The organism is Nostoc sp. (assembly GCF_036919895.1).
In the GTDB taxonomy this organism is placed as follows: domain Bacteria; phylum Cyanobacteriota; class Cyanobacteriia; order Cyanobacteriales; family Nostocaceae; genus Nostoc.
In genome coordinates this window covers 115,826-136,711 of the sequence record NZ_JBALBW010000056.1, presented here as the reverse complement: position 1 = coordinate 136,711, position 20,886 = coordinate 115,826, and the positions used below count along the sequence as shown (strand labels likewise).

Here is a 20,886-nt window from a genome sequence, read left to right as displayed (position 1 = left end):
TAGTAATTTTTTAGTTCAAGTCTTGTTAAGTTGTGAGACTCGCGCCAAACAATAAAAACAACCAACACCTAATCTTAGCGAATATATGACCCCGATTGTCTCTCAATCTCATACCGAAATCATCTCACAAGCAATTGAGCAACTGCGCTCTTTTTGTCAAGTTAATCTTCAGTCTAGCTGGCTATACCAAGAATCTGACCTGATTATTACCGATGTTGTGGCTGCTGATTTGTCTCATTGGCAACCTGTCGAGTTGAATGCTAAAGAACATATCGCTTGGACAGGCGGGACAAAAGTGCTATGGCTAGTGCAAAGATTGGTGGTTCCCCAAGATTTACAGGGTTATCTCTTAGCTGGATTATCTTTGCGGCTGGCGCTGGTTTGGTGGGCAGATTCTGCTGAGATTTATGTGAATGGAGAGTTGGTGCTGGAGGGTGATTTATTTGATTGTTCGCCTAGAGTGCTTCTCAGTCAGGGGGTAACACCAGGGGAAGAGTTTATTGTGGCTTTGCGGTTAGTGAGTCCGGGACATTGTGATGGTGCTTTAGTGCGATCGCTCCTAGTGTATGAGTCTACTGTTGATAATAATCCCGATCCGGGTTTTGTGGCCGATGAGTTAGCTGTGATGCAACTTTATTTGGAAAAGTTTACACCAGAGAAGTTGGATGTTTTGGCGACGATGGTGGGGGAGGTTACGAACCGCAGAGGCGCAGAGTTCACAGAGAAAGAAGAGTTGGTAAAGTCGTTTTTGTCGCTACGCCAAAACTTAATTCAATCCGACATCTTAGCCCCCCTTTTGAAGGGGGGTTGGGGGGATCAAAAATCTAAAATTTTCTTATTGGGTCATGCTCACTTAGATTTAGCATGGTTATGGCCTGTGAGTGAAACTTGGAATGCGGCGCAAAATACTTTTGAGTCGGTTCTGAAGTTGCAAGAAGATTTTCCTGAGTTAATTTTCTGCCATTCTACTCCCGCCCTTTATGCTTGGATTGAAGAACATCGCCCAGATTTATTTCAGGCGATTCAAGCACAGGTAGCTGCTGGACGTTGGGAAGTTATCGGTGGAATGTGGGTGGAACTGGAACTCAATCTAATTTCTGGTGAATCAATAGTCCGTCAGCTATTGTATGGTCAACGCTACATCCAGGAAAAGTTTGGTCAGCTTTCAACTATAGTATGGGTTCCAGATACTTTTGGTTTCTGTGCAACTTTACCGCAGTTTTTCGCTAATGCCGGAATTGAGTATTTTGTCACCCAGAAGTTGCGGTGGAATGATACTACTAAATTTGATTATGGGGCTTTTTGGTGGCGATCGCCAGACGGTAGCGAAGTGTTTAGTTTAATGTCTGCGCCCATCGGTGAAAGCATTGACCCAGTTAGAATGGCATCTTACGCTCTAGAATGGCAATCCCAAACTGGTTTATCAGAATCCCTCTGGCTTCCTGGTGTCGGCGACCACGGCGGTGGCCCCACTCGTGATATGTTAGAAACTGCCCAACGCTGGCAAAAATCGCCTGTTTTCCCAGACTTAGAATTCACGACGGCTGAAAAGTATTTACAGCAAATCAGTAAAGGAGTCAGGAGTTCTGATTCTTCGTCATTCCCTATTTGGAATGACGAACTATACCTCGAATTCCATCGCGGTTGCTACACTACCCACGCAGACCAAAAACGCTGGAATCGTCGTTGTGAAAATTTATTATATGAAGCTGAATTATTTGCTACCTTAGCAACCGTAAGCTGTGGTGTGACATATCCTAAGGCGGAAATTGAAGCAGCTTGGAAGCAGGTTTTATTTCAACAGTTTCACGATATTTTACCTGGTTCTTCAATTACTCAAGTTTACACAGATGCGTTACCCCAGTGGCAACAAGTGGAACAAGTGGGAACGAAGATATTACAAGAATCACTTTTTGCGATCGCATCTCACATTACCCCATCGGAACCACCAACACCCGAAAGTTTACCTATTTTCGTTTTCAATTCTCTCAATTGGCAACGCTCTGAGGTAGTCTCTATATCCTTACCCACACCAGAAGAATGGCAGATTTACGATCCTTCTGGAAAGCAGCTTGTCTCCCAATTATCTGAACCATCAACCCTACTATTCTTCGCCCCCGAAATTCCACCCGTTGGCTACCGCATATTTTGGCTTTCTCCCTCATCTCCTTCATCCCCCCCATCTCCCTCACTCCTCCCAGACTGGATTTTAGAAAATGAATTCTTGCGAGTTGTTATAGATCCTGATACGGGAGATTTATCAAGTGTTTTTGATAAAACTTATCAACGAGAACTTTTAAGTGGTGCAGGGAATCAACTACAAGCTTTTAAAGATAGCGGTCAATATTGGGATGCTTGGAATATAGACCCCAATTATGCCCAACATCCCTTACCCTCAACAAATCTTCAATCTATTCAGTGGTTAGAACAAGGGTCAGTGCAAAGTCGTGTGCGCGTTGTGCGTCAGTTGGGCGAATCGGAATTTTGCCAAGACTATATTTTGCAAGTTGGTTCGTCTCTGCTGAAGATAGCTACTACCGTCAATTGGCAAGAAGATCATGTATTGGTGAAAGCTGCTTTTCCTCTGAATATCGAAGCAGATTTTGCTACTTATGAAATTCCCTGTGGTGCGATTCGCCGTTCAACTAAATCACAAACTCCCGCAGAACAAGCGAAATGGGAAGTCCCCGCTTTGCGTTGGGCTGATTTGACAACAGAAACACAGCAGGGTATTCACGGAGTTAGTTTGTTGAATGATTGTAAATACGGCTACGACAGTAAACCAAATCAACTCCGCTTAACACTCTTACGCAGTTCTAATTGGCCAGACTCAGAGGCTGATAAAGGTTTTCACGAGTTCACATATACCTTCTATCCTCATGCTGGTAGTTGGCAATCAGCCCATACGGTACGGCGTGGCTATGAATTGAATATACCGTTGCAAGTCATATTGAATCCTATTAATGAAAACCCACCTGAAAACCCTTCCCTCTCTGTTGGTAAAGATGGGTTGGGGGTAAGTTTCCTCGATTTATCAGCTGAAAATTTAATTTTGATGGCCTTAAAACCATCCGAAGATAACCCACAGGAATTAATTCTACGGTGTTATGAATGCCACGGAGAAACAGCCGAGTTATCTTTGCAAACTGATTTAGGTTTGCATCTAGGAGATACAGTAGATTTCTTAGAGCGTTCCTCTAATACCGAATTCTCATCTGGGCAACAAATCTTAACAATCCAGCCTTGGAAAATCGCTAGTTTCAAGGTAATTCCAGAGATTAATCCCAGACTGGAGTAAGCCAATATTGCTGTATCAGTGGACAGTAGTGGTTTTCCACAAACCACAAACCAATGACCAATTTTTAATCTTCGTGATCGTCATACGGATCGTTCAATTCCTTGCTAGGAGGGCCAAAGGAGGTATAAATAGACAGTCCGGTGATGGCAACCACCACGGCAGCCATAGAAATGCTAAGAACTATTGCGGGTTCCATAATTGAGGGATAGATGATGAGTGCTATTCTTATAGAATATTACAGAAGATTAAAAAAAGCTTTGGCAAGTAATATTAGGTGAACTATGGCACAAAGGACTAGGTTGGGAGATATCCTGAAACCACTTAACTCTGAGTATGGAAAAGTGGCTCCAGGTTGGGGTACTACCCCTGTGATGGCTGTTTTTATGGCGCTATTTTTTGTGTTTTTGCTGATTATTCTGCAACTTTACAATAGATCACTGTTAGTTCAGGATGTAAATGTCGATTGGCGGAGTTTAGGACGCTAACGGATACACCGCTATCAAGTTTGGATAACAAGTTAAGTTACACCCGGTTCCTCCGGGTTTTTTTGTGAATGGTCAGTGCATACTAACTATTGAGTAGACTACATAATATATGAGTTTCTGTAGTGGTTCTATAGTTGACAGGAGACAAAAATGAATATATTTGGTATCGGTCTGCCGGAAATGGGTGTAATTATGATAGTAGCGCTGTTAATCTTTGGGCCAAAGAAGCTACCAGAAATTGGTCGGAGTGTGGGCAAAACAATTCGTAGTTTCCAAGAAGCTTCTAAAGAGTTTCAAAGTGAGTTTCAAAAAGAAGCAGAACAGTTAGAAGAAGCTGTCAAAACTACTGCTGAATTGGAACCTAAGCAAATCTACCCTGCTAAATCTGAGCAGGATACCGCTAGTTCTTCCCAGCCTAGTTAGGAGACTGCTTGATATCAATTGACTGTAGGTAAAATGACAGAAGCTGTTAAGCAACCAGCTTTGGTGATTCCCCAGCTAATTGTCGGGTTGGGGAATCCAGAAAGCAAGTACGACCAAACCCGCCATAATATCGGCTTTGCTGCTGTGGAAGCCCTCTGCCGTTCTTGGCGCATTTCCTTAGCAGAAAACCGCAAGTTTCAGGGGGAGTATGGCGAGGGTATAGCCCCAGGTGCAGGTAAGATTCGCTTACTAAAGCCGTTAACTTATATGAATCGATCGGGACAGTCAATTCAAGCGGTGACAAGTTGGTATAAATTGCCGCCTGAGTCAGTGCTGATAATTTACGACGATATGGATTTGCCTTTGGGAAAAACTCGGCTGCGGTTATCTGGTTCAGCTGGTGGACATAACGGGATGAAAAGTGCGATCGCACATCTTAGTACCCAAAACTTTCCCCGTTTGCGAATCGGTATTGGTAAACCCAAAGGTGCAGCTAATAACGATGATTCTGATACTGTCTCCCACGTTCTGGGGCGATTTTCCGCCGCCGAAAATCAGCAGATGTATCTTGTACTTCAGTTTGTGGTTGAGTGTATTGAACTCAGCCTCAAGCAAGGAGTAGAAAAGGCGATGAATGTTTGTAATAGCCGCACCATTAATAATTCTGAGTCTTAGAGGATGTTTGAAAAGTCTTTGGCTGTGATATAAGGCACTTATTGATCCCCCCTAACCCCCCTTAAAAAGGGGGGAACCGGAATCAAAGTCCCCCTTTTCAAGGGGGATTTAGGGGGATCTAAAACTTTTGATACCGATAACAGAACTTTTCAAACATCCTCTTAGAGGTTAGTTTGGTAAAGGCGCTTATTTTGGTTGATGGATGGCGATTTCACCGAAATACAGCCCTTAACGCGCTCTATACCCTAATTGAGGTGCGGCATAGTTTGCTTTATTTTTGTAAGAATAATGGCTGACGGGATTACGCTGCACATCCCTAGAGAAACTGAACGTGCGCGATCGCGATTCTCTCTTCAGTAATTCCAAGAGAAACGAAGCCATCCTTCAAAGCTCACCCTTTCTAATTCTTGGGGAACAAGAGTCCAATTTTCTACGAGTTATTCTGTACTTTGAGGTGGTTTAATTTACACCTTCGTTAAATTTGATTATAAAAGTGAGCAAGAAATGAGCAGGTTTTGGTCTGGAAAATGAGTAGTAGGAGCCAATAAGCTGTGAGGTGCTTTGGTAAAAGCAATAGTCTTTTTTGAAATAGAAATCAACTTGCTATTTCACACCAACAATAAAGGCTAAACACCTCAAGGAGGGCAAATATGATAAGAAATGCTCAGAGGATCGCCTCTTTTATACCAACTAAAAGTATTTTACTTGTAAATAAAACAGTCCGAAATCTGGTCTTTTTCTTGATTAGGCGATCGCTATCTTGGACTGAAGCTACTCGTTTTTTTCGTCCCTTAGTGGCATTTGTCGCTATTTTGCTTATAGTCATAACCTATGCAACTCCTCCAGCTTTGGCTTCAGACCACCAAGACACAACTTTTCTTGCCACTAAGTTGACGGCTGCGGATCTCACAGATTTGTATGTGTTTGAGAGTCCGACAGACCAAAAAAATGTTGTCTTAGTGATGGATTTCGACCCTCTGATCGTTTCGGGTGAAATGAGACCATTCGATCCAAATGTTCTTTATCAGTTCAAGATTGATAATACTGGCGACAGTATTGAAGATGTTGTACTCCAATTCAATGTAAATGGTACAGGCGATAAGCAAACTGTTACAGTCCGCGGCCCAAGTCGTCCAACCACAGTAGGAACGGAGTCAGCTTTACTCCCAGTAAGTTGGACAGGGCAACTCAACCAAACATTCTCTGCATATAATGGCATGAAGTTTTTTGTTGGGACACGCAAAGACCCGTTCTTTTTTGATTTGGAACAATTCTTTAAAATCATCCCAGATCGTAACTATAGCCTTCAGCCTAATCCCAGTCCTCCCTTCACAGTTCTTACCTTTAGACCACCTGGACAAGCAAAAGACACCTTAGCCCCATTCAATGTTCACTCAATTATTGTCGAGCTACCCAGGAAACTACTTGGTACTGGCAAGATTGGTGCTTGGATGACAACTAGTGTTAACACTCCTAGACTCACAAACGGGAATTTTGCTCAGATTGAGCGGTTGGCAGTTCCAGCCCTGAATGAACTTTTTATGGACTTTAAAGCTCATAATAATAGTAATCTTCAGACACCAACTAAAGACGCTAGCAATCAATCCCAATTCATTAAATCCTTTATAACAGCGATCGGTAGACCTCAAGGCATAGCCAATGCAGTGATCTCAGTGGCGATTCCTGATGTGATTCAAGCTGACCTTTCTAAACCTAGCGGTAGTTATTTTGGTACTCAATTAGGCAACAATTTTGGTGGTAGAAGACCAAAAGATGACGTAATTGATGTAACAGCATCCGTTGTCTTTGGTGATGCAGTTACAGGCATTTCTACAGGTAAAATTCCGGGGCTGACTAGCGATAATGTTGGGGCTAATAATGCCAACTTTCTTCCTACCTTCCCTTATTTAGGCAATCCTTTGTAAGGTTTATGTATCTAAAAATACTATGGGTGTTAGTGCTGACTAGCCTACTAGTTTTACTAAGACCCTGTGATACACAGGCGCTAAGTTTAGGCTACACCAATGGTAAGTTAGGCACATATTCCTCTGCTGTGCAACTGCTGACTGTTAATTCTAGGCAGATATTACCAGAAAAGCAGTCAGATTTAGTCTTCCCCGATTATTTAGAGCGATCGCATATTATCAGCGTCTATGAGGAGAAAGTTGCCCAATCTCCCGATTCCTCAATATTTTTACGTCTGTTAGCCGATCAATATTTGAGGCGCTTTCGAGAAATTGCAGATATAGACGATGTGTTGCGAGCAGAACAAGCAGCCCGTAGATCCCTGGCACTACAGCCGCGCCATAATGAGGTTTCTTCTATGCTCTTAGCATCAGCTTTACTATCTCAACATCAATTTCGAGAAGCTTTAGATGTGTTAAATAATTCATCTCTTGACAATCCCAATATTGTCTCGCTGAGGGCATCGATTCAGATGGAGTTGGGTGATTATGAAGCAACTCATCAACTATTGCAGAACCTCGCACAGGAAGAATCAAACTCTGGTCATAACGCGGTTTTAGCTCGTTACTTAGAGTTAACTGGCAATCTCACCTCGGCGCGACAACTGTTAGATGAGGCTATGCAGGAGATGGACTCTTTCTACACGACGAGCGCCGAAACCCGTGCTTGGTTTCATGTGCGGACTGGGGATCTGGCTTTTGCAGTCGGGGATTTTGCCCTATCTGAGCAGCGATATCGAGAAGCTTTTGACCTGTTTCCACGGCATATAGCTGCGTTTACAGGACTAGCCCGCCTTTATGCGGCACAGCATCGATGGCAGGATGTTCTAAATATCGCCAACCAGGGTATAGAACTGATGCCGTTGGTAGAAACGCTGGGGTATAAAGCTGATGCTCAACTAGCTTTAGGAGACCAAAAAGGCGCAACTGAAACTGAAGATTTAATCGGGGTAGTCGCTTACCTGAGCAAGGTTAAAGGAATCTACGATCGCGCTTTAGCAGTCTACTACACCGAACATAAAATCCACTTACCAGAGGCGTTACAAATTGCCCGTAGTGAAGTGGCAGTGCGAGACGATGTATATGCAGAGGATACTTTGGCTTGGGCAGCTGCGGCTAATGGGCAATGGGAAGAAGCACAACAGGCAGCACAACGGGCAACTCGCTTCGGGACAGAGGATGCTTTGCTGCAATTTCATGCTGGCATGATTGCGTTTCACTTAGGCGATCGTGAAGAGGCAATAAAGCGATTAACTCAAGCTGTTAGCCTCAATCCTCAATTTCATCACAAGTATGCTGATGAAGCTCGTCAAGTCTTGGCTAACTTAGTACCCTCTGTCTCTTTTCCCACTCCTAACTCTATAGGGAGTTCTTTATGAAAAAGCTATTACATTACTTGGCTTGGAATACTGTAATCATCGCAATATGTTTATTTTGGATGCCGAAGGCGGATGCCCATCCTTTAGGGAATTTTACCATCAATCACTACGCAGGAGTGCAAGTAGCAACCGATGGTGTAGGGATTGATTATGTTCTAGATATGGCAGAGATTCCGGCTTTTCAGGAGATTAATCACTTAGATACTAATCGCGATCGCAAAGCTGAACCCGTAGAAACGGTTGGATACCCAGACCAAAAATGCCAGGAAGTCAATTCACATCTGGAACTGTCGATCGATAAACAGCCTTTAGCACTGTCTTTGATCAAATCAACAGTCGAATTCCCTCCAGGTGTCGGAGGATTATCTACACTGCGGCTGAGTTGTAACTTTCAAGGGACAAGGGAGTTAGTAGGCGCGAATCAGTTAGTATTTGAAGATAAATTTTATCCACAGCGCTTGGGCTGGCGTGAAATTACTGTTGCTGCAAATGGCGTTCCTATTCAAGGTGATTTCAGTTCTTTGAGTATCACCAATCGTTTGAGAGATTACCCCACCGAGTTACTCAGCAGTCCTCTCGACCAGCGTCGGATTGACTTTAAACTCAATCCGTCTCTGACATCGAGTGAACAAGCGCCTCCACTATCTGTTAAATCATCCAGCCGTTTAGATAATGCTTTGACAGGAAGAAGCAACGATATCTTCACTAGCCTAATTATCCAAGAAAATCATAATTTCCTGACTATTTTAATAGCTTTAGCGATCGCCTTTTTATGGGGTGGTTTACACGCCCTGTCCCCTGGGCATGGAAAAACGATAGTTGGCGCTTATTTGGTGGGTTCCCGTAGCAATGCCAAACACGCCTTATTCCTGGGGCTGATTATGACCATTACCCATACTGCTGGCATATTTGCTCTGGGGCTGGTCACTCTTGGCACATCCCAGTTTATTTTGACAGAGGAATTGTACCCTTGGTTAAGCGTCCTCTCTGGTGTACTGGTAACTGTAATTGGTCTGAATTTGTTTATTAGTCGATTGCAAGGGACTCAGGTATCTCATTCACATGACCATGTACATAGTCATGAACACAGCCACGACTTGCATCATCATCACCATGACCACAACCATGTACATCATGAGCATTCACATCTACCGCCTCACGGTGCTTCCATGAAGTGGTCTAGCCTCCTAGCGCTGGGAATATCGGGCGGCTTGTTACCTTGTCCTTCAGCCTTAGTAGTGTTGCTGAGTGCGATCGCAATGGGGCGAGTTGGCTTTGGATTAGCGCTGGTATCTGCCTTCAGCTTAGGTCTAGCAACAGTGCTAACTGGAATCGGCTTAATACTGGTTTATGCCAAAGATCGATTTGAACATTTGTCACTCCAGATACCCAGGATAAAAATGTTACCTGTGGCAAGCGCCTTATGTATCACCATAATTGGCTTAGGCATTACTTCACAGGCTTTACTCGCTCATCCCTGGAACTAAATGAAAGTGTTCAGACAAACGTCACTCAGTTTTGTAAAAATAACCTTGAATAAGTATATGTCACAAGCAATTAAAGAATCCATCGTCTCAGAAAACAATCTATCTCATCGCTCTACCAAGTTTTCACAAACAGCCAAACTTAAAAGTGAGTGTTCATTTAATTTTTGGCAAAAATCGCTAAGACGTTCAATCCCTATTGCGTCTGCTGCGATCGCTCTATCTATGAGTGTTATCCTACCATCTGAGGCTGCCACAGTTTCATATTCGGGTGATACAACAAACGCACCAACTTTTAACCGCCCAGAAACGGAAGGTTTTGAAGGTGGTACTAACCCACCCACGTCACTTTCTAGTAATGGTACTGCCGTCCCTTATTACAGTCAGCCTTTCTCTGTTAATACTACAGGCTCTTATGATGTTGTAGGTTTTCAAGATTTCCTGGGCATCCAATTCTTGTATCAGAACAGCTTTAACTCAGCTACCCCATTAGTTAATTTACTCAATGGGAATGATCCTTTTCCAGATGAAAATACATCTGGTTTTAGTGGTTTGAGCTTAACTGCTAATAATCAATACTTTTTAGTTACTACTGGATTTGATAATAGCAATACCAGTTTTGGTACATTTACCAATACCATCACAGGGCCTGGCAATATTACACTCGGTAGCACTCCGGTAAATGTCCCAGAACCTTCTTCAATCGCCAGCACAATAGCCTTTGGTATTTTTGGTAGCAGCTTCATACTAAAGCGCAAACTGAGAAAGCTAAAATCTGTCAACTAAGTTCTTAATGAATCACTCTAAATTTATCACTTAATGGCGATCGCCCGTTAAGGACTTAATATATAGCGTTTCTTAATCATAAGAGGTATATCATAGCCCTCTCCTCGCTTGCGGGGAGGGGGTTGGGGGTGGGGTTCTTGTACCTCGCTCAATCGATAATTTCTATAAACTGACAATAGTCAAAGATAGTCACTGGACATTTAATTCATTGCTAATTGTATGTGATAAGTTTGTCAGTCAATGTTATTTTAAGGAAAATATGAAACGATTTATCTTCATCTCTTTAATAACTGCTTTGTGCATAATAGGCTACTTTGAATTTAGCTTGTCACAGGCTGAAACCCTTTTTTGGCTCAATCTAAGTCTTTGATATTATTCCTGCCGAAAATCATTTCCTACTAACCCGCGTAAATTTAGCTGATTAGCTAATTTCTCTTTGCCATAAAATATCTGCAACTCTCGTCATCCCAGCTTTCAGATGGCGGCGATAGGTACTGAAAGGCAAATCTAGTAACTCAGCTGCTTGTTCTTGGGTAGAGGCGGGATTTAAATAAGTTCGATAAACAGCGCGGTAGAGTTTTTCATCACGCGGGGATGATTGTAAATATTCGACTGCTTGTTTCACTAGATTTTGTAAAGCGTTAACGCGTTTACCTAATGTGTCCAAAGGATTCTCGTTCACACTTGCTTTTGTGGCAACTTGTTCTTTAACTAAGCCAGAAAGCATTTCATGCAAGCTTCGCGATCGCATTAAGGGATTATTCTGTAATGCATCAGCACAACTAAAGTTACGTAACGCATTCTGCACCGCCTCCGTAAATTCTGGCTGACTAAGAACTAACAGAGGTTCACCGACTGGAGTATTGTCTACAGATTCTCCGGCAGTTGTCACCTCTTTTCGGGCCAAAATTTCCTTCCATGCAGCAGGTGACACAATTCGCCAGTCATGTCCATAAACACCGTAGTGTTTTCCCCCAACTGTAAAATCAGTTTCAGAAACTCTTGTTAAGTCGAAGTAGTTTAACATTGCTGTCCAACTATCTGCTTGGGCACAAGGTAGAAAAGTGTACGCTAACCCCGGTGTATTCTGAAAATACTGCACAAAATTAGTGAAAATTAAACTTTGGGTGGGGGAAACAGCTTGATAGGTGTCCCGCGCCATCCAGAAGCGGAAAATAGTTGCGCCTTCGCTAGGGCGTAATGGTGCATGGGTTTGGAGATATTGCCAAGATGCAAGAGCGCCCGGATCTGCACTCAAATCTTCAACAGTTGCTGTGTGCAATGCTACCATCATTGCAAATCCCGCAGGTTCGGAGTCCGAGTCACGAAATACTACTACATTTTGCGGTTGGCGCTTCAACCAGCGAGCTGCTATTTTTGCTGATTCTTCTCCTTCGTATTGTGCCACCATCCGCAGCAATGCGGTTTTATCAGTTTCCCGTAATGAGTCCGTTAATAAACTACTTTGCTCACCCCAGGTAAAACAGGAGCGAATCGCCGAGTTCTCCCGATGCAAAAAAATATAATCAAGTAGGACTCGATGCTTTTCTTGCCCTTGGGTTTCTCCTAGTCGTTTAGTATAGTATTGACGCGCTCGGTGATGTAATTCATTGTAAAATTCCGAATTCCGCCAACGCAAATCAGCAATTAAAACTTCCCGTGCTAAATCGTGCGGAAATAAACCCAATTGCCCTGATTCGATAAACGACAGTCCGCGCAACCACTCAAATAAATCGTGAACATCAAGTATTTCCCCTAAAGAGTGAGCCTCATCAGCCAAAGTATTTTCAGGCACAGTCAATATTTGATTTAGTGCGGCTTCGGTAGTCAGCCGGATTGCTGCACAAGCTTCTAAAGCCATCCGGTGTGCCGGCGTTGGTACTTCTTTGATGAATCTTGACAACAGTGTTTTAACAACATCAGGAGCAGATTCTGCTTGAAAAGAGATTTCTTTTCCCTGAGCAAACACCTCAGCAACCAAAGATAATGCTAGAGGATGTCCGTGAGTAAAATCTAAAATCGCCTGGTGTTGTGTGGTGGGAATATCTCGTGTGGTGAGATAAGTTTGACTTTCTTCTGGAGTCAGGTTGTGTAGGGGCAAAGTCTGCATCAAAGCTTGCCAACCTGGATCGCTACACCAACCAGATGAGGGGGGATTGCGTCCAGCAATCACAATTAAGGTATTAACAGACAAATGGGGTAAGAATACTTCCCGCAACCACTCATCTAGCTGGGTAATAGCTTCATAAGTATCAATTAAAATTACCTGACGTTCTTGGCTTTGGGCTAGCACATCCAAAGGAGAATCTGATTCATGCAATCCCATCAGCGATCGCAACGTGCTAACAAAAGATTCTGGCGCAGCTTCTATATTACGTCCTTCTACGTAGATAGTTGATATTTTTGACTGTTCGCAAAACCGCAAAAACTGCTGCATCAGGGTTGTCTTGCCCACACCACCAGGGCCAAAGACGTGCAAAATGTGAAAAGGTAATTCTCTTGAGGCGATCGCATCAATAAATAGCTCCAGTTCCCGCCCACGCCCCACGAATCTGCGATTTCGTTCTGCACTTAGTCGCTGTAATAGAGATGTCATTGCCATCCCTTCCTTAAATTTTACGTAGGATTACTGTCTTAAAGTATGAAGGATATTTTTGATTTATAAAATCTACTTTGACAAAATTTATATTTTTCACATACTACATCCGGTATTTAACAGTAGCACTTAATACACTATCCCATCTGCGTTTTCTGATTATTCCTTGTATTACAGTAAAACGTTAAATTAGATTAAATCGAGTAAATATACTGAATAAGAGTCCAGCCTGTCTGAACAGATCGGCACAAGTAATGTTGATTACATCAAGTAATCCTTGCCAGGGTGCGATCGAGGTGCTTTAATAGCGATCGCATTCCGCAAAATAGTTTTACTTACAAAATATGTACAATACGCGCAGCGACTCGATATCGCTGCTAGCGTTCATAAAATTACAGACTCAAAACATTAAACTCTAAAGATATGACAAGCTAGTAGCATATCTTTGATACTAAATTCTCCCAAAAGCTGAATAGGAGCATACATGGAGCCAATTATTGCTATAGTTTTAGCCCTTATAGGTTATGCATTAGGTTCTGCGAAACTAATTAATCAAGGAAATGAAGCCCTAGTCGAACGGTTGGGGCGGTATCATCGCAAACTGAAACCAGGGCTGAACTTTATTGTTCCCTTGGTAGATCAGATTGTGATGGAAGATACTACACGAGAGCAGTATTTAGACATCAAGCCTCAGAATGTAATCACCCAAGATAATATTTACGTAGAAGTGGATGCTATTGTTTACTGGCGGATTCGAGATATTGAGAAAAGTTTTTATGCGATTGAGGATCTGCAAGGGGCATTGACACAGGTAACTACAACTACGCTCCGAGAAATCATTGCCCAAAACACCCTAGAGCAGACTAATGTCTCCAGATCGGAGATGGACACAGCTATCTTAGACCAGTTGAATAATATAACGACAGATTGGGGAGTTGATATTCTCCGATTAGATATTCAGAGTATTACACTACCTGAGAGTGTCCGAAAGTCTAGAGAAGAGGAGCAAGCCGCCGTAATTAAAAAACGGGCGCTAATTACCGAAGCAGAAGGGGAAAAGGAAGCTGCGATTAAAAAAGCAGAAGGAACTATGGCTTCAGTGCAAATCATTTCTCAAGCTCTCCGTTCCAATCCAGATAGTAGGGATATTTTGCGGTATCTTGTGGCTCAAGATTACGTAGATGCTAGCCAAAAACTTGGTGAGAGTGCTAATGCCAAAATTGTCTTTGTAGACCCAGCTAACTCAAGTGAAATGTTTCAGGAGTTGATAGCCGAGTCGATTGTTACAGAGGGTCACGGCAAAAAATCCGAAAACGGCAATACTTAAGAATCAGACTGTCTTACTTGTCTTAAATATTGCATCGGCTACTAATGAAACATCGCGCATTTCTTGAACGTCGTGAACTCGGAGGATATCAGCACCATTAAAAATAGCAGCACAACAAGCTGCTGCCGTTCCCCAAACTCGTGCTTTGGGATCTGGTTGATTTAAAATGCGACCAATGAAACTTTTACGGGATGCTCCTACCAAAATAGGACAGTTTAGTGTTGTTAGCGATCGCAAGCCGCGAAAAATTTCTAAATTTTGCTCATAGTTCTTAGCAAAACCAACACCAGGATCGATAATAATTTTATCTCGGTCAATGCCCGCAGCAGTTGCTACCTCAATTTGCCGACCCAGAAAACTATAAATCTCACCGAGCAAATCTTGATAATCAGTTTGTTGTTTCATCGTCTGTGGTGTCCCCCGGATGTGCATCAAAATAATCGGCACACTTAACTCTGCCACTGTCGGTAACATTTCTGACTCAAAAGTGCCACCAGAAATATCATTAATAATATCCGCTCCAGCTTCTACAGATGCTCTGGCTACAGCAGCACGGGTTGTATCTACAGAAATCGGGACTGAAATTTCTGGTCTTAGCACCCGTAACACCGATAACACCCGATGGAGTTCCTCCGCCAGAGTTATTTGCTTTGCCCCTGGCCGCGTTGATTGACCGCCCACATCGATAATGTCAGCACCAGCCGCTACCAATGCTTGCGCCTGTACTAAAGCGGCAGAGGTAGTGTTAAACTCACCCCCATCACTAAAGCTATCAGGCGTGACATTTAAAATGCCCATCAAATAAGTTCGCTGTCCCCACACGAAACAGCGTTCTCGCATTATCAAGTTGCTTGGCATAAATCTAGATTAGGCATTCCCATGCAGAGCATGGGAACGAAAAGAAGGCACATTACACTAAGTGAAAATTCACAATCCGAGCAAAACTCTCAGGTTCTAAACTTGCTCCTCCCACTAAAACGCCATCGATTTCTGGTTGAGCCATGATTTCGTCAATATTATTTGGCTTGACTGAGCCACCATATTGAATTGATACATTTTGATTACTCAACTGGCTCCGAATTAAGCCAATTATTCGATTAGCTTCCACTGCTTCACAAGTTTCACCAGTGCCAATTGCCCAAATTGGCTCGTAGGCAATCACCAAATTATTCTGATCTATATCTACCAAACCTTTGTCAAGTTGGAGAGCAATCAGTGATTCAGTTTCTCCTGCATCTCGTTGTTGTTTGGTTTCACCAACACAGAGAATTGGAGTCAAACCAAACCTTTGAGCAGTTCGGAGGCGCAAATTAACAGTTGCATCCGTTTCACCAAAGTATTGCCGTCGTTCGCTATGACCTACAATCACAAAGCGCACACCACTTTCTGTCAACATTGGGCCAGAAATTTCACCCGTATAGGCTCCAAATTCTTCCCAATGGATATTTTGCGCCCCCAGTTGGATGAGGCTACCGTGCAAAGTTTTGGACAAAACACTCAAATTAGTGAAAGGAGGGCACAATATCACTTCTCGCCCTTCGGGGGTTTCCTCTAAGTGGGGCAGAAATCCTTGTAAAAACTCCTGGGTTTCTGCCTGGGTTTTGAACATTTTCCAGTTGCCGGCAATAACGATTTTCCGCACAGGTAATTTAGTCAAGATTCTAACGTGCTATTTAGATGCATTTTTCAGTTTATGACTTTTTGTTAGCCATTAGTCATTAGTTATTGGTCATTGGTCATCGGTCAAGAGTTATTCTTCTCTGCTGCACAAACCCCTGTTAAAAATAATTAGGATAAGAGATGGGGCTAATCAAATAAATCCCAAATCTCAAATTGATATGACTTCGACATTACCCGTGCCTGAACCTCATCAAAGCGATTCCGCTAACACTGACGCAAATTCTCTCAGCTGGGAGGAAGAACTGGATAGTGCTATTTTCAGTTTTGAAGACATTCAGATGGAACTCAACTATAAACAAGCACAAACGGCGCTGCGAAACTTGGTAGCCAATCTTGACCTTACCCCACAAGAAAAAACCGGATTGGAAACGGAAATTGCTGATTTGGAAACCATGCTGGGGAAGTTAGACCGCATGGTGGTGCAGATTGCGGCTTTTGGCATGGTGGGACGTGGTAAGTCTTCGCTACTCAATTCTTTGGTTGGACAAACAGTATTTGAAACTGGGCCGCTGCACGGTGTCACCCAGACTGCACAAACAGTTAATTGGACTATTAGTGAGGAAGCGATTGGAGAAACTGAACGGGCTTTGCGGGTTACTCTCCCTGGTGTAGGTCAATCGCAGGTGGAATTGATTGATACTCCTGGGTTAGATGAAGTAGATGGTGCAACCCGTGCCGCGTTAGCTGAACAGATTGCTAAACAAGCCGATTTAATTCTGTTTGTGATCTCTGGCGATATGACGAAGCTAGAATACGCCGCCCTTTCTCAGTTGCGGGAAGCAGGTAAACCGATCATTCTGGTGTTTAACAAAGTAGACCAGTATCCAGAAGCAGACCGGATGGCAATTTATCACAAAATCCGGGATGAAAGGGTGCGGGAATTACTCACGCCTTTAGAAATTGTCATGGCTGCGGCATCGCCATTGGTGAAGACGGCAATTCGTCGCCCTGATGGGACTAGGGGCATACAGTTGCGTACAGGAAATGCCCAAGTTGAAGAATTAAAGTTGAAAATCTTGGAGATTCTGCATCGTGAGGGTAAAGCCTTGGTTGCTCTTAATACCATGCTTTATGCGGACGTTGTAAATGAGCAGTTAATCGAGCGAAAACTGATGATTCGGGAACAGAATGCTAATCAGTTGATTTGGAAGGCTGTGATGACTAAGGCATTAGCGATCGCACTTAATCCCGTAACTGTGGTAGATATTCTGAGTAGTGTGGTTATTGATATTGCTCTGATTTTAGGTTTATCTAAGCTCTATGGCTTCTCTATGACCGAAGCCGGGGCTGTCCAACTCCTACAAAAAATCGCCCTGAGTATGGGCGGAATCGGTGCTAGTGAATTGTTGGCAAACTTGGGCTTGAGTGGATTGAAAACTTTACTTGGGATCTCTGCAACAGCTACAGCAGGTCTTGCCCTTGGCCCTTATATATCGGTGGCGCTGACCCAAGCGGGAGTAGCTGGTGTTTCTTCTTACGGGATTGGACAAGTTACCAAAGTTTATTTAGCCAACGGCGCGACTTGGGGGCCTGATGGGCCGAAAGCAGTCATTAATCGGATTTTGGCAAACCTGGATGAAACTTCAATTCTCAACCGGATTAAGGATGAATTGCTTTACAAGGTAAAACTCAGAAAGTGATGTATATAAGTGCGGTATCTAGAATTTATTCTGAATTCTGACTCCTGAATTCTGTTTCGGTAAAAAATTCTAAATATCTAATCCAACAACCATTAACTCAGGTGGATGTTCAACATTAAACTGGTAATATATATCTCGTCGCTCTTGGGGTGGAAGAGTTAACTGCCATTCTAAAATCCCCATTTCACCAAGTTGAATTTGTGGGTTACTACGGCTGAGGCGCACTTTAATTTGCTCGTTGCGGCTAACTGGCAACTGTTCAGTTACTTTCAGATTTACTTCTTTATCGAGTAAGTTAGTAACTATCAACCGATAACTATAAGTAATCCGGCGCTGGTTGCTAATCAATCTTTTGTCTACCAGGCGTTCAGCTAAATCGCGCTCAATTTTCAAGCCTTCATCCATCCCTAAATTCAGTTTGAATTCTTGTCCTGGTGCAATATTTTCTAACTGAGTTGTCCCAATAAAAACATTGTTGCGGAAAATATTCGCTTTCCCTGGTAACAAAGTTGCACCATTGGGATTATTTTTCACATTTGCTTGCAGATAAGCAAAACTTACCAAACGCGGCATTGCTACATAATCAAAGTTACAAGGATAGTCGTCATTAAAAATTGTCGTTTTATGAGGTGCGCCATCACTAGGAATGTTACCGCCACCATTCAATTTAAAGGTAACTACACTCCCTTCTTTGGATACTTCTGCTGTAACAGTTTCTGCTTGGATAAGAACATCCTCTGCAACCTCGTCTTCTTCTTGCCAATCTGCTCTCGCGGCAGTAGCAGGTGGTTCTGGTATGGTAGGTAGCAGTGGTCGCTGTTGTCTAGACAATTGTCGCTGTCGTAACATTTGTGGACGTGGCGCATCAATATACCAGGGTTCAAGTTTAGGTGGGAGAGTACCTAATCCCGGTTTAGCGGTAGAAAGAGTGAGATTTGCACCAATCCAATCTTCGCCACTGCTTTGAGTGATTTCTGCAAGGTAGCCCAGATGCACAATATCGCTGGTAGTGCTAAAGCGCAAGTCATAAAGCGGAGTCCAACTGGCGCGATTTACTATGTAACATACCTCTAATTCAAATTCCCCTTCACCCGCTACTTCAACTCCTACAACTATGCTCAAACTTTCTTTGGGATAAGGTGTTTGAATTTTTTGCAATGAGGCGCGGAGTGCTTGCAGTTCTTTGTCTAATTCCTGCTGTTGGGTTTTACACTCTCCAGATGCGATCGCATATTCACTATACTGGCTTCCGAGAAAATTCAAAAAATCCAAAGTTTCGCTCAGACTAAGATTTTTCCGAGACAAACTTTGTGCAAAGGGTTCTTCTGTTTTTTCACGTAACCCAGCGATAAAACTAGACTGCAATGCTAAAGCATCGACTTGCGCTTGTAGGTGGCGTTTTTCCGCTTCTAACTGCTCAATTTGCCTTGTCAAATGTGCGACTCGCTCCACCACAGGTTCAGTAGTATAAATGCGATCGCTACTTACTCCCATCAAGCGCACTGCCACTGTCCCTGTACCACTAACCCTGACAGATTCGGTTTCTAGAGTCTCTGGTAATGATGTAATTACTAATTCCTGTTCAATTCCTGTTAAATCAACTACACCCCGTCGTGTAACCAATGCTCTATCAGCATAAACTGTAACAGCTACAATCTCGCTTTGTACTGTTTTGCGCCAAGATGGTGTTTCCGGGTTAACCACTGCTAGTCTTCCCCCATTTTTAATTGATTCTGCTGGTTAATTGTCAATGTTTCCCGGTCTAACAGTCAACCCCTTTGGGTAATTCGTAATTCGTAATGACGCTTTCTACGAGACGCTAAAAGCGAACGTGGATTTCCTACCGCTACGCTAACGTAGATTATAGCCGTTTCCATTCAAATGTGGTACAACATCATCTCGTAAGGTGTAGGGGCAATTCATGAATTGCCCCTACGGGTTGTACCTCGCATAAATGAGAACCGCTATATGAATTAGCCGTCAATTGGTTCAGTTGTACTAGAATGAGTCTCAGTGTTTTGATCTACAAAATTCCTTGCAGCAGCGAGGAGATAATCATAATAGGTACGAGCGACGATAGATAGCTGCTTACCTGCTGGATAAACCATGTACCAATTTCGCTGAATGGGGAAGTGTTGGACATCTAAAATGCTAAAATCTGAGACATCTGATAGTAAAGTATGACGAGATAAAACCGAAATTCCTAAACCACCTGCGATCGCTTGTTTAATTGCTTCGTTACTTCCCAATTCCAGTTTTACTTTTACTGTCACCCCTTGTTCTTCAAATAGGCTTTGGACAGCGCGACGAGTTCCTGAACCTGGTTCCCGCATAATAAAAGGTTCGTTAGACAGACGTTGGATCGGAATATTTTCTTCCTTTGATAACGGATGATTAACTGGTGCAAAGACTATCAAAGGATTTTCTAAAAATGCCTCACAATTCACATCCATATTGTCTGGAACTTGACTCATAATATACAAATCGTCCAGATTCTGACTCATCCGTTCTAAAATTTGTTCGTGATTCGTTACTTGCAGAGAAATATCAATCCCTGGATAAAGTTCGCAAAACGGCCCTAACAGACGTGGGATAAAATATTTTGCTGTTGTAATTACTGCCAAGCGTAATTGTCCCTGTTTTAGCCCTTTTAAATCTGCCACCTTCATTTCATACTGGGCTATATTTCCAAAAATCTGCCGACAAGTGGCAAATAATTCTCGTCCCGCCTCGGTGAGATACAACCGCTTCCCCACTTGCTCAAATAATGGCAGCCCTACCGATTTTGTGAGTTGCTTAATCTGCATAGAAACGGTAGGTTGGGTGAGAAACAATTCCTCAGCAGCCCGAGTAAAGCTACTGTGTCGTGCCGCAGCCTCGAAAACCTTTAACTGGTGCAGCGTCGCTTGTTTCAAAGGTATTTTCCTCTATATAGCTATTCATTGATATAAAACTAGTATTACTGAACAGTTGCAAATGCTATAGCTATGCTCATAGAAAGTTACGAGTTTTATTATAGATTTATTATAGATAAAACTCTATTACTTCTATTAAAATAAAGGTATTTTATTTATGGATTTAAGAAGCTATTATCAGAACAACAAGAAAAGCGTAAGATCCCTTCCACTTCTTCCCGATGAATGATGATT

16 protein-coding genes are annotated in these 20,886 nt (G+C 42.9%); 10 read left to right on the top strand and 6 right to left on the bottom strand.

What is annotated here, in order from left to right; all coding sequences use genetic code 11:
- Positions 1-85: 85 nt before the first annotated feature.
- Positions 86-3,298 (top strand): alpha-mannosidase, encoded by a 3,213-nt coding sequence (locus V7K55_RS10425; RefSeq protein ID WP_334830861.1) that lies wholly within the window; start codon positions 86-88, stop codon positions 3,296-3,298.
- A gap of 64 nt (positions 3,299-3,362) precedes the next feature.
- Here V7K55_RS10425 and psbN read toward each other — a convergent pair whose 3' ends face one another.
- Entirely contained in the window at positions 3,363-3,494 is a 132-nt protein-coding gene (psbN, locus tag V7K55_RS10420; RefSeq protein ID WP_334830859.1) for a photosystem II reaction center protein PsbN, read from the bottom strand.
- An 85-nt stretch (positions 3,495-3,579) separates the two neighbouring features.
- Here psbN and psbH point away from each other — a divergent pair, with 85 nt between their 5' ends.
- The 7 genes from psbH to V7K55_RS10385 all read left to right on the top strand — a co-directional run bounded on the left by psbH (position 3,580) and on the right by V7K55_RS10385 (position 10,494).
- Positions 3,580-3,783, top strand: coding sequence for a photosystem II reaction center phosphoprotein PsbH (gene psbH, locus V7K55_RS10415; RefSeq protein WP_094327589.1), 204 nt, complete (start codon positions 3,580-3,582; stop codon positions 3,781-3,783).
- Positions 3,784-3,933: 150 nt separating this feature from the next.
- The gene (locus V7K55_RS10410) at positions 3,934-4,206 is read left to right on the top strand and encodes a TatA/E family twin arginine-targeting protein translocase (RefSeq protein ID WP_334830857.1); all 273 of its coding nucleotides are present in this window, start codon (positions 3,934-3,936) and stop codon (positions 4,204-4,206) included.
- A gap of 33 nt (positions 4,207-4,239) precedes the next feature.
- Positions 4,240-4,881, top strand: a complete 642-nt coding sequence (pth, locus tag V7K55_RS10405; protein WP_334830855.1) for an aminoacyl-tRNA hydrolase — start codon at positions 4,240-4,242, stop codon at positions 4,879-4,881.
- A 650-nt stretch (positions 4,882-5,531) separates the two neighbouring features.
- Positions 5,532-6,806 carry a DUF4331 domain-containing protein gene (locus V7K55_RS10400; RefSeq protein WP_334830853.1) on the top strand — a complete coding sequence of 425 codons (1,275 nt, stop codon included), beginning with the start codon at positions 5,532-5,534 and terminating at the stop codon, positions 6,804-6,806.
- A 5-nt stretch (positions 6,807-6,811) separates the two neighbouring features.
- A complete protein-coding gene (locus V7K55_RS10395) occupies positions 6,812-8,224 on the top strand; it encodes a tetratricopeptide repeat protein (RefSeq protein ID WP_334830851.1) in 1,413 nt (470 codons plus the stop codon).
- Positions 8,221-9,711, top strand: a complete 1,491-nt coding sequence (locus V7K55_RS10390) for a nickel/cobalt transporter (protein WP_334830849.1) — start codon at positions 8,221-8,223, stop codon at positions 9,709-9,711. Before V7K55_RS10395 ends, V7K55_RS10390 begins: the two co-directional genes overlap by 4 nt.
- A 57-nt stretch (positions 9,712-9,768) precedes the next feature.
- Positions 9,769-10,494, top strand: coding sequence for a hypothetical protein (locus V7K55_RS10385; RefSeq protein ID WP_334830847.1), 726 nt, complete (start codon positions 9,769-9,771; stop codon positions 10,492-10,494).
- 421 nt (positions 10,495-10,915) lie between these two features.
- On the opposite strand, the gene V7K55_RS10380 is transcribed toward V7K55_RS10385, so the two are convergent.
- A complete protein-coding gene (locus V7K55_RS10380) occupies positions 10,916-13,090 on the bottom strand; it encodes an ATP-binding protein (RefSeq protein WP_334830845.1) in 2,175 nt (724 codons plus the stop codon).
- Between the two features lie 484 nt (positions 13,091-13,574).
- On the opposite strand from V7K55_RS10380, the gene V7K55_RS10375 reads away from it, so the two are divergent.
- Positions 13,575-14,417, top strand: a complete 843-nt coding sequence (locus tag V7K55_RS10375) for an SPFH domain-containing protein (protein WP_334830843.1) — start codon at positions 13,575-13,577, stop codon at positions 14,415-14,417.
- A 3-nt stretch (positions 14,418-14,420) separates the two neighbouring features.
- Here V7K55_RS10375 and folP read toward each other — a convergent pair whose 3' ends face one another.
- Both folP and tpiA read right to left on the bottom strand, forming a co-directional pair.
- On the bottom strand, positions 14,421-15,275 hold the full coding sequence (gene folP, locus V7K55_RS10370; RefSeq protein ID WP_334830841.1) for a dihydropteroate synthase: 855 nt from the start codon (positions 15,273-15,275) through the stop codon (positions 14,421-14,423).
- Positions 15,276-15,327: 52 nt separating this feature from the next.
- Entirely contained in the window at positions 15,328-16,059 is a 732-nt protein-coding gene (tpiA, locus tag V7K55_RS10365; protein WP_334830910.1) for a triose-phosphate isomerase, read from the bottom strand.
- Between the two features lie 196 nt (positions 16,060-16,255).
- On the opposite strand from tpiA, the gene V7K55_RS10360 reads away from it, so the two are divergent.
- Positions 16,256-17,737 (top strand): GTP-binding protein, encoded by a 1,482-nt coding sequence (locus V7K55_RS10360; protein ID WP_334830839.1) that lies wholly within the window; start codon positions 16,256-16,258, stop codon positions 17,735-17,737.
- Between the two features lie 69 nt (positions 17,738-17,806).
- Here the strand turns inward: V7K55_RS10360 and V7K55_RS10355 are convergent, their stop codons facing one another.
- Together V7K55_RS10355 and V7K55_RS10350 are read right to left on the bottom strand one after the other, a co-directional pair.
- Complete coding sequence (locus V7K55_RS10355) at positions 17,807-19,441, bottom strand: mucoidy inhibitor MuiA family protein (RefSeq protein ID WP_334830836.1); 1,635 nt, start codon at positions 19,439-19,441, stop codon at positions 17,807-17,809.
- Positions 19,442-19,710: 269 nt separating this feature from the next.
- Positions 19,711-20,652: a LysR family transcriptional regulator gene (locus V7K55_RS10350; protein ID WP_334830833.1), complete on the bottom strand. Its 942-nt coding sequence runs from the start codon at positions 20,650-20,652 to the stop codon at positions 19,711-19,713.
- Positions 20,653-20,886 lie beyond the last annotated feature (234 nt).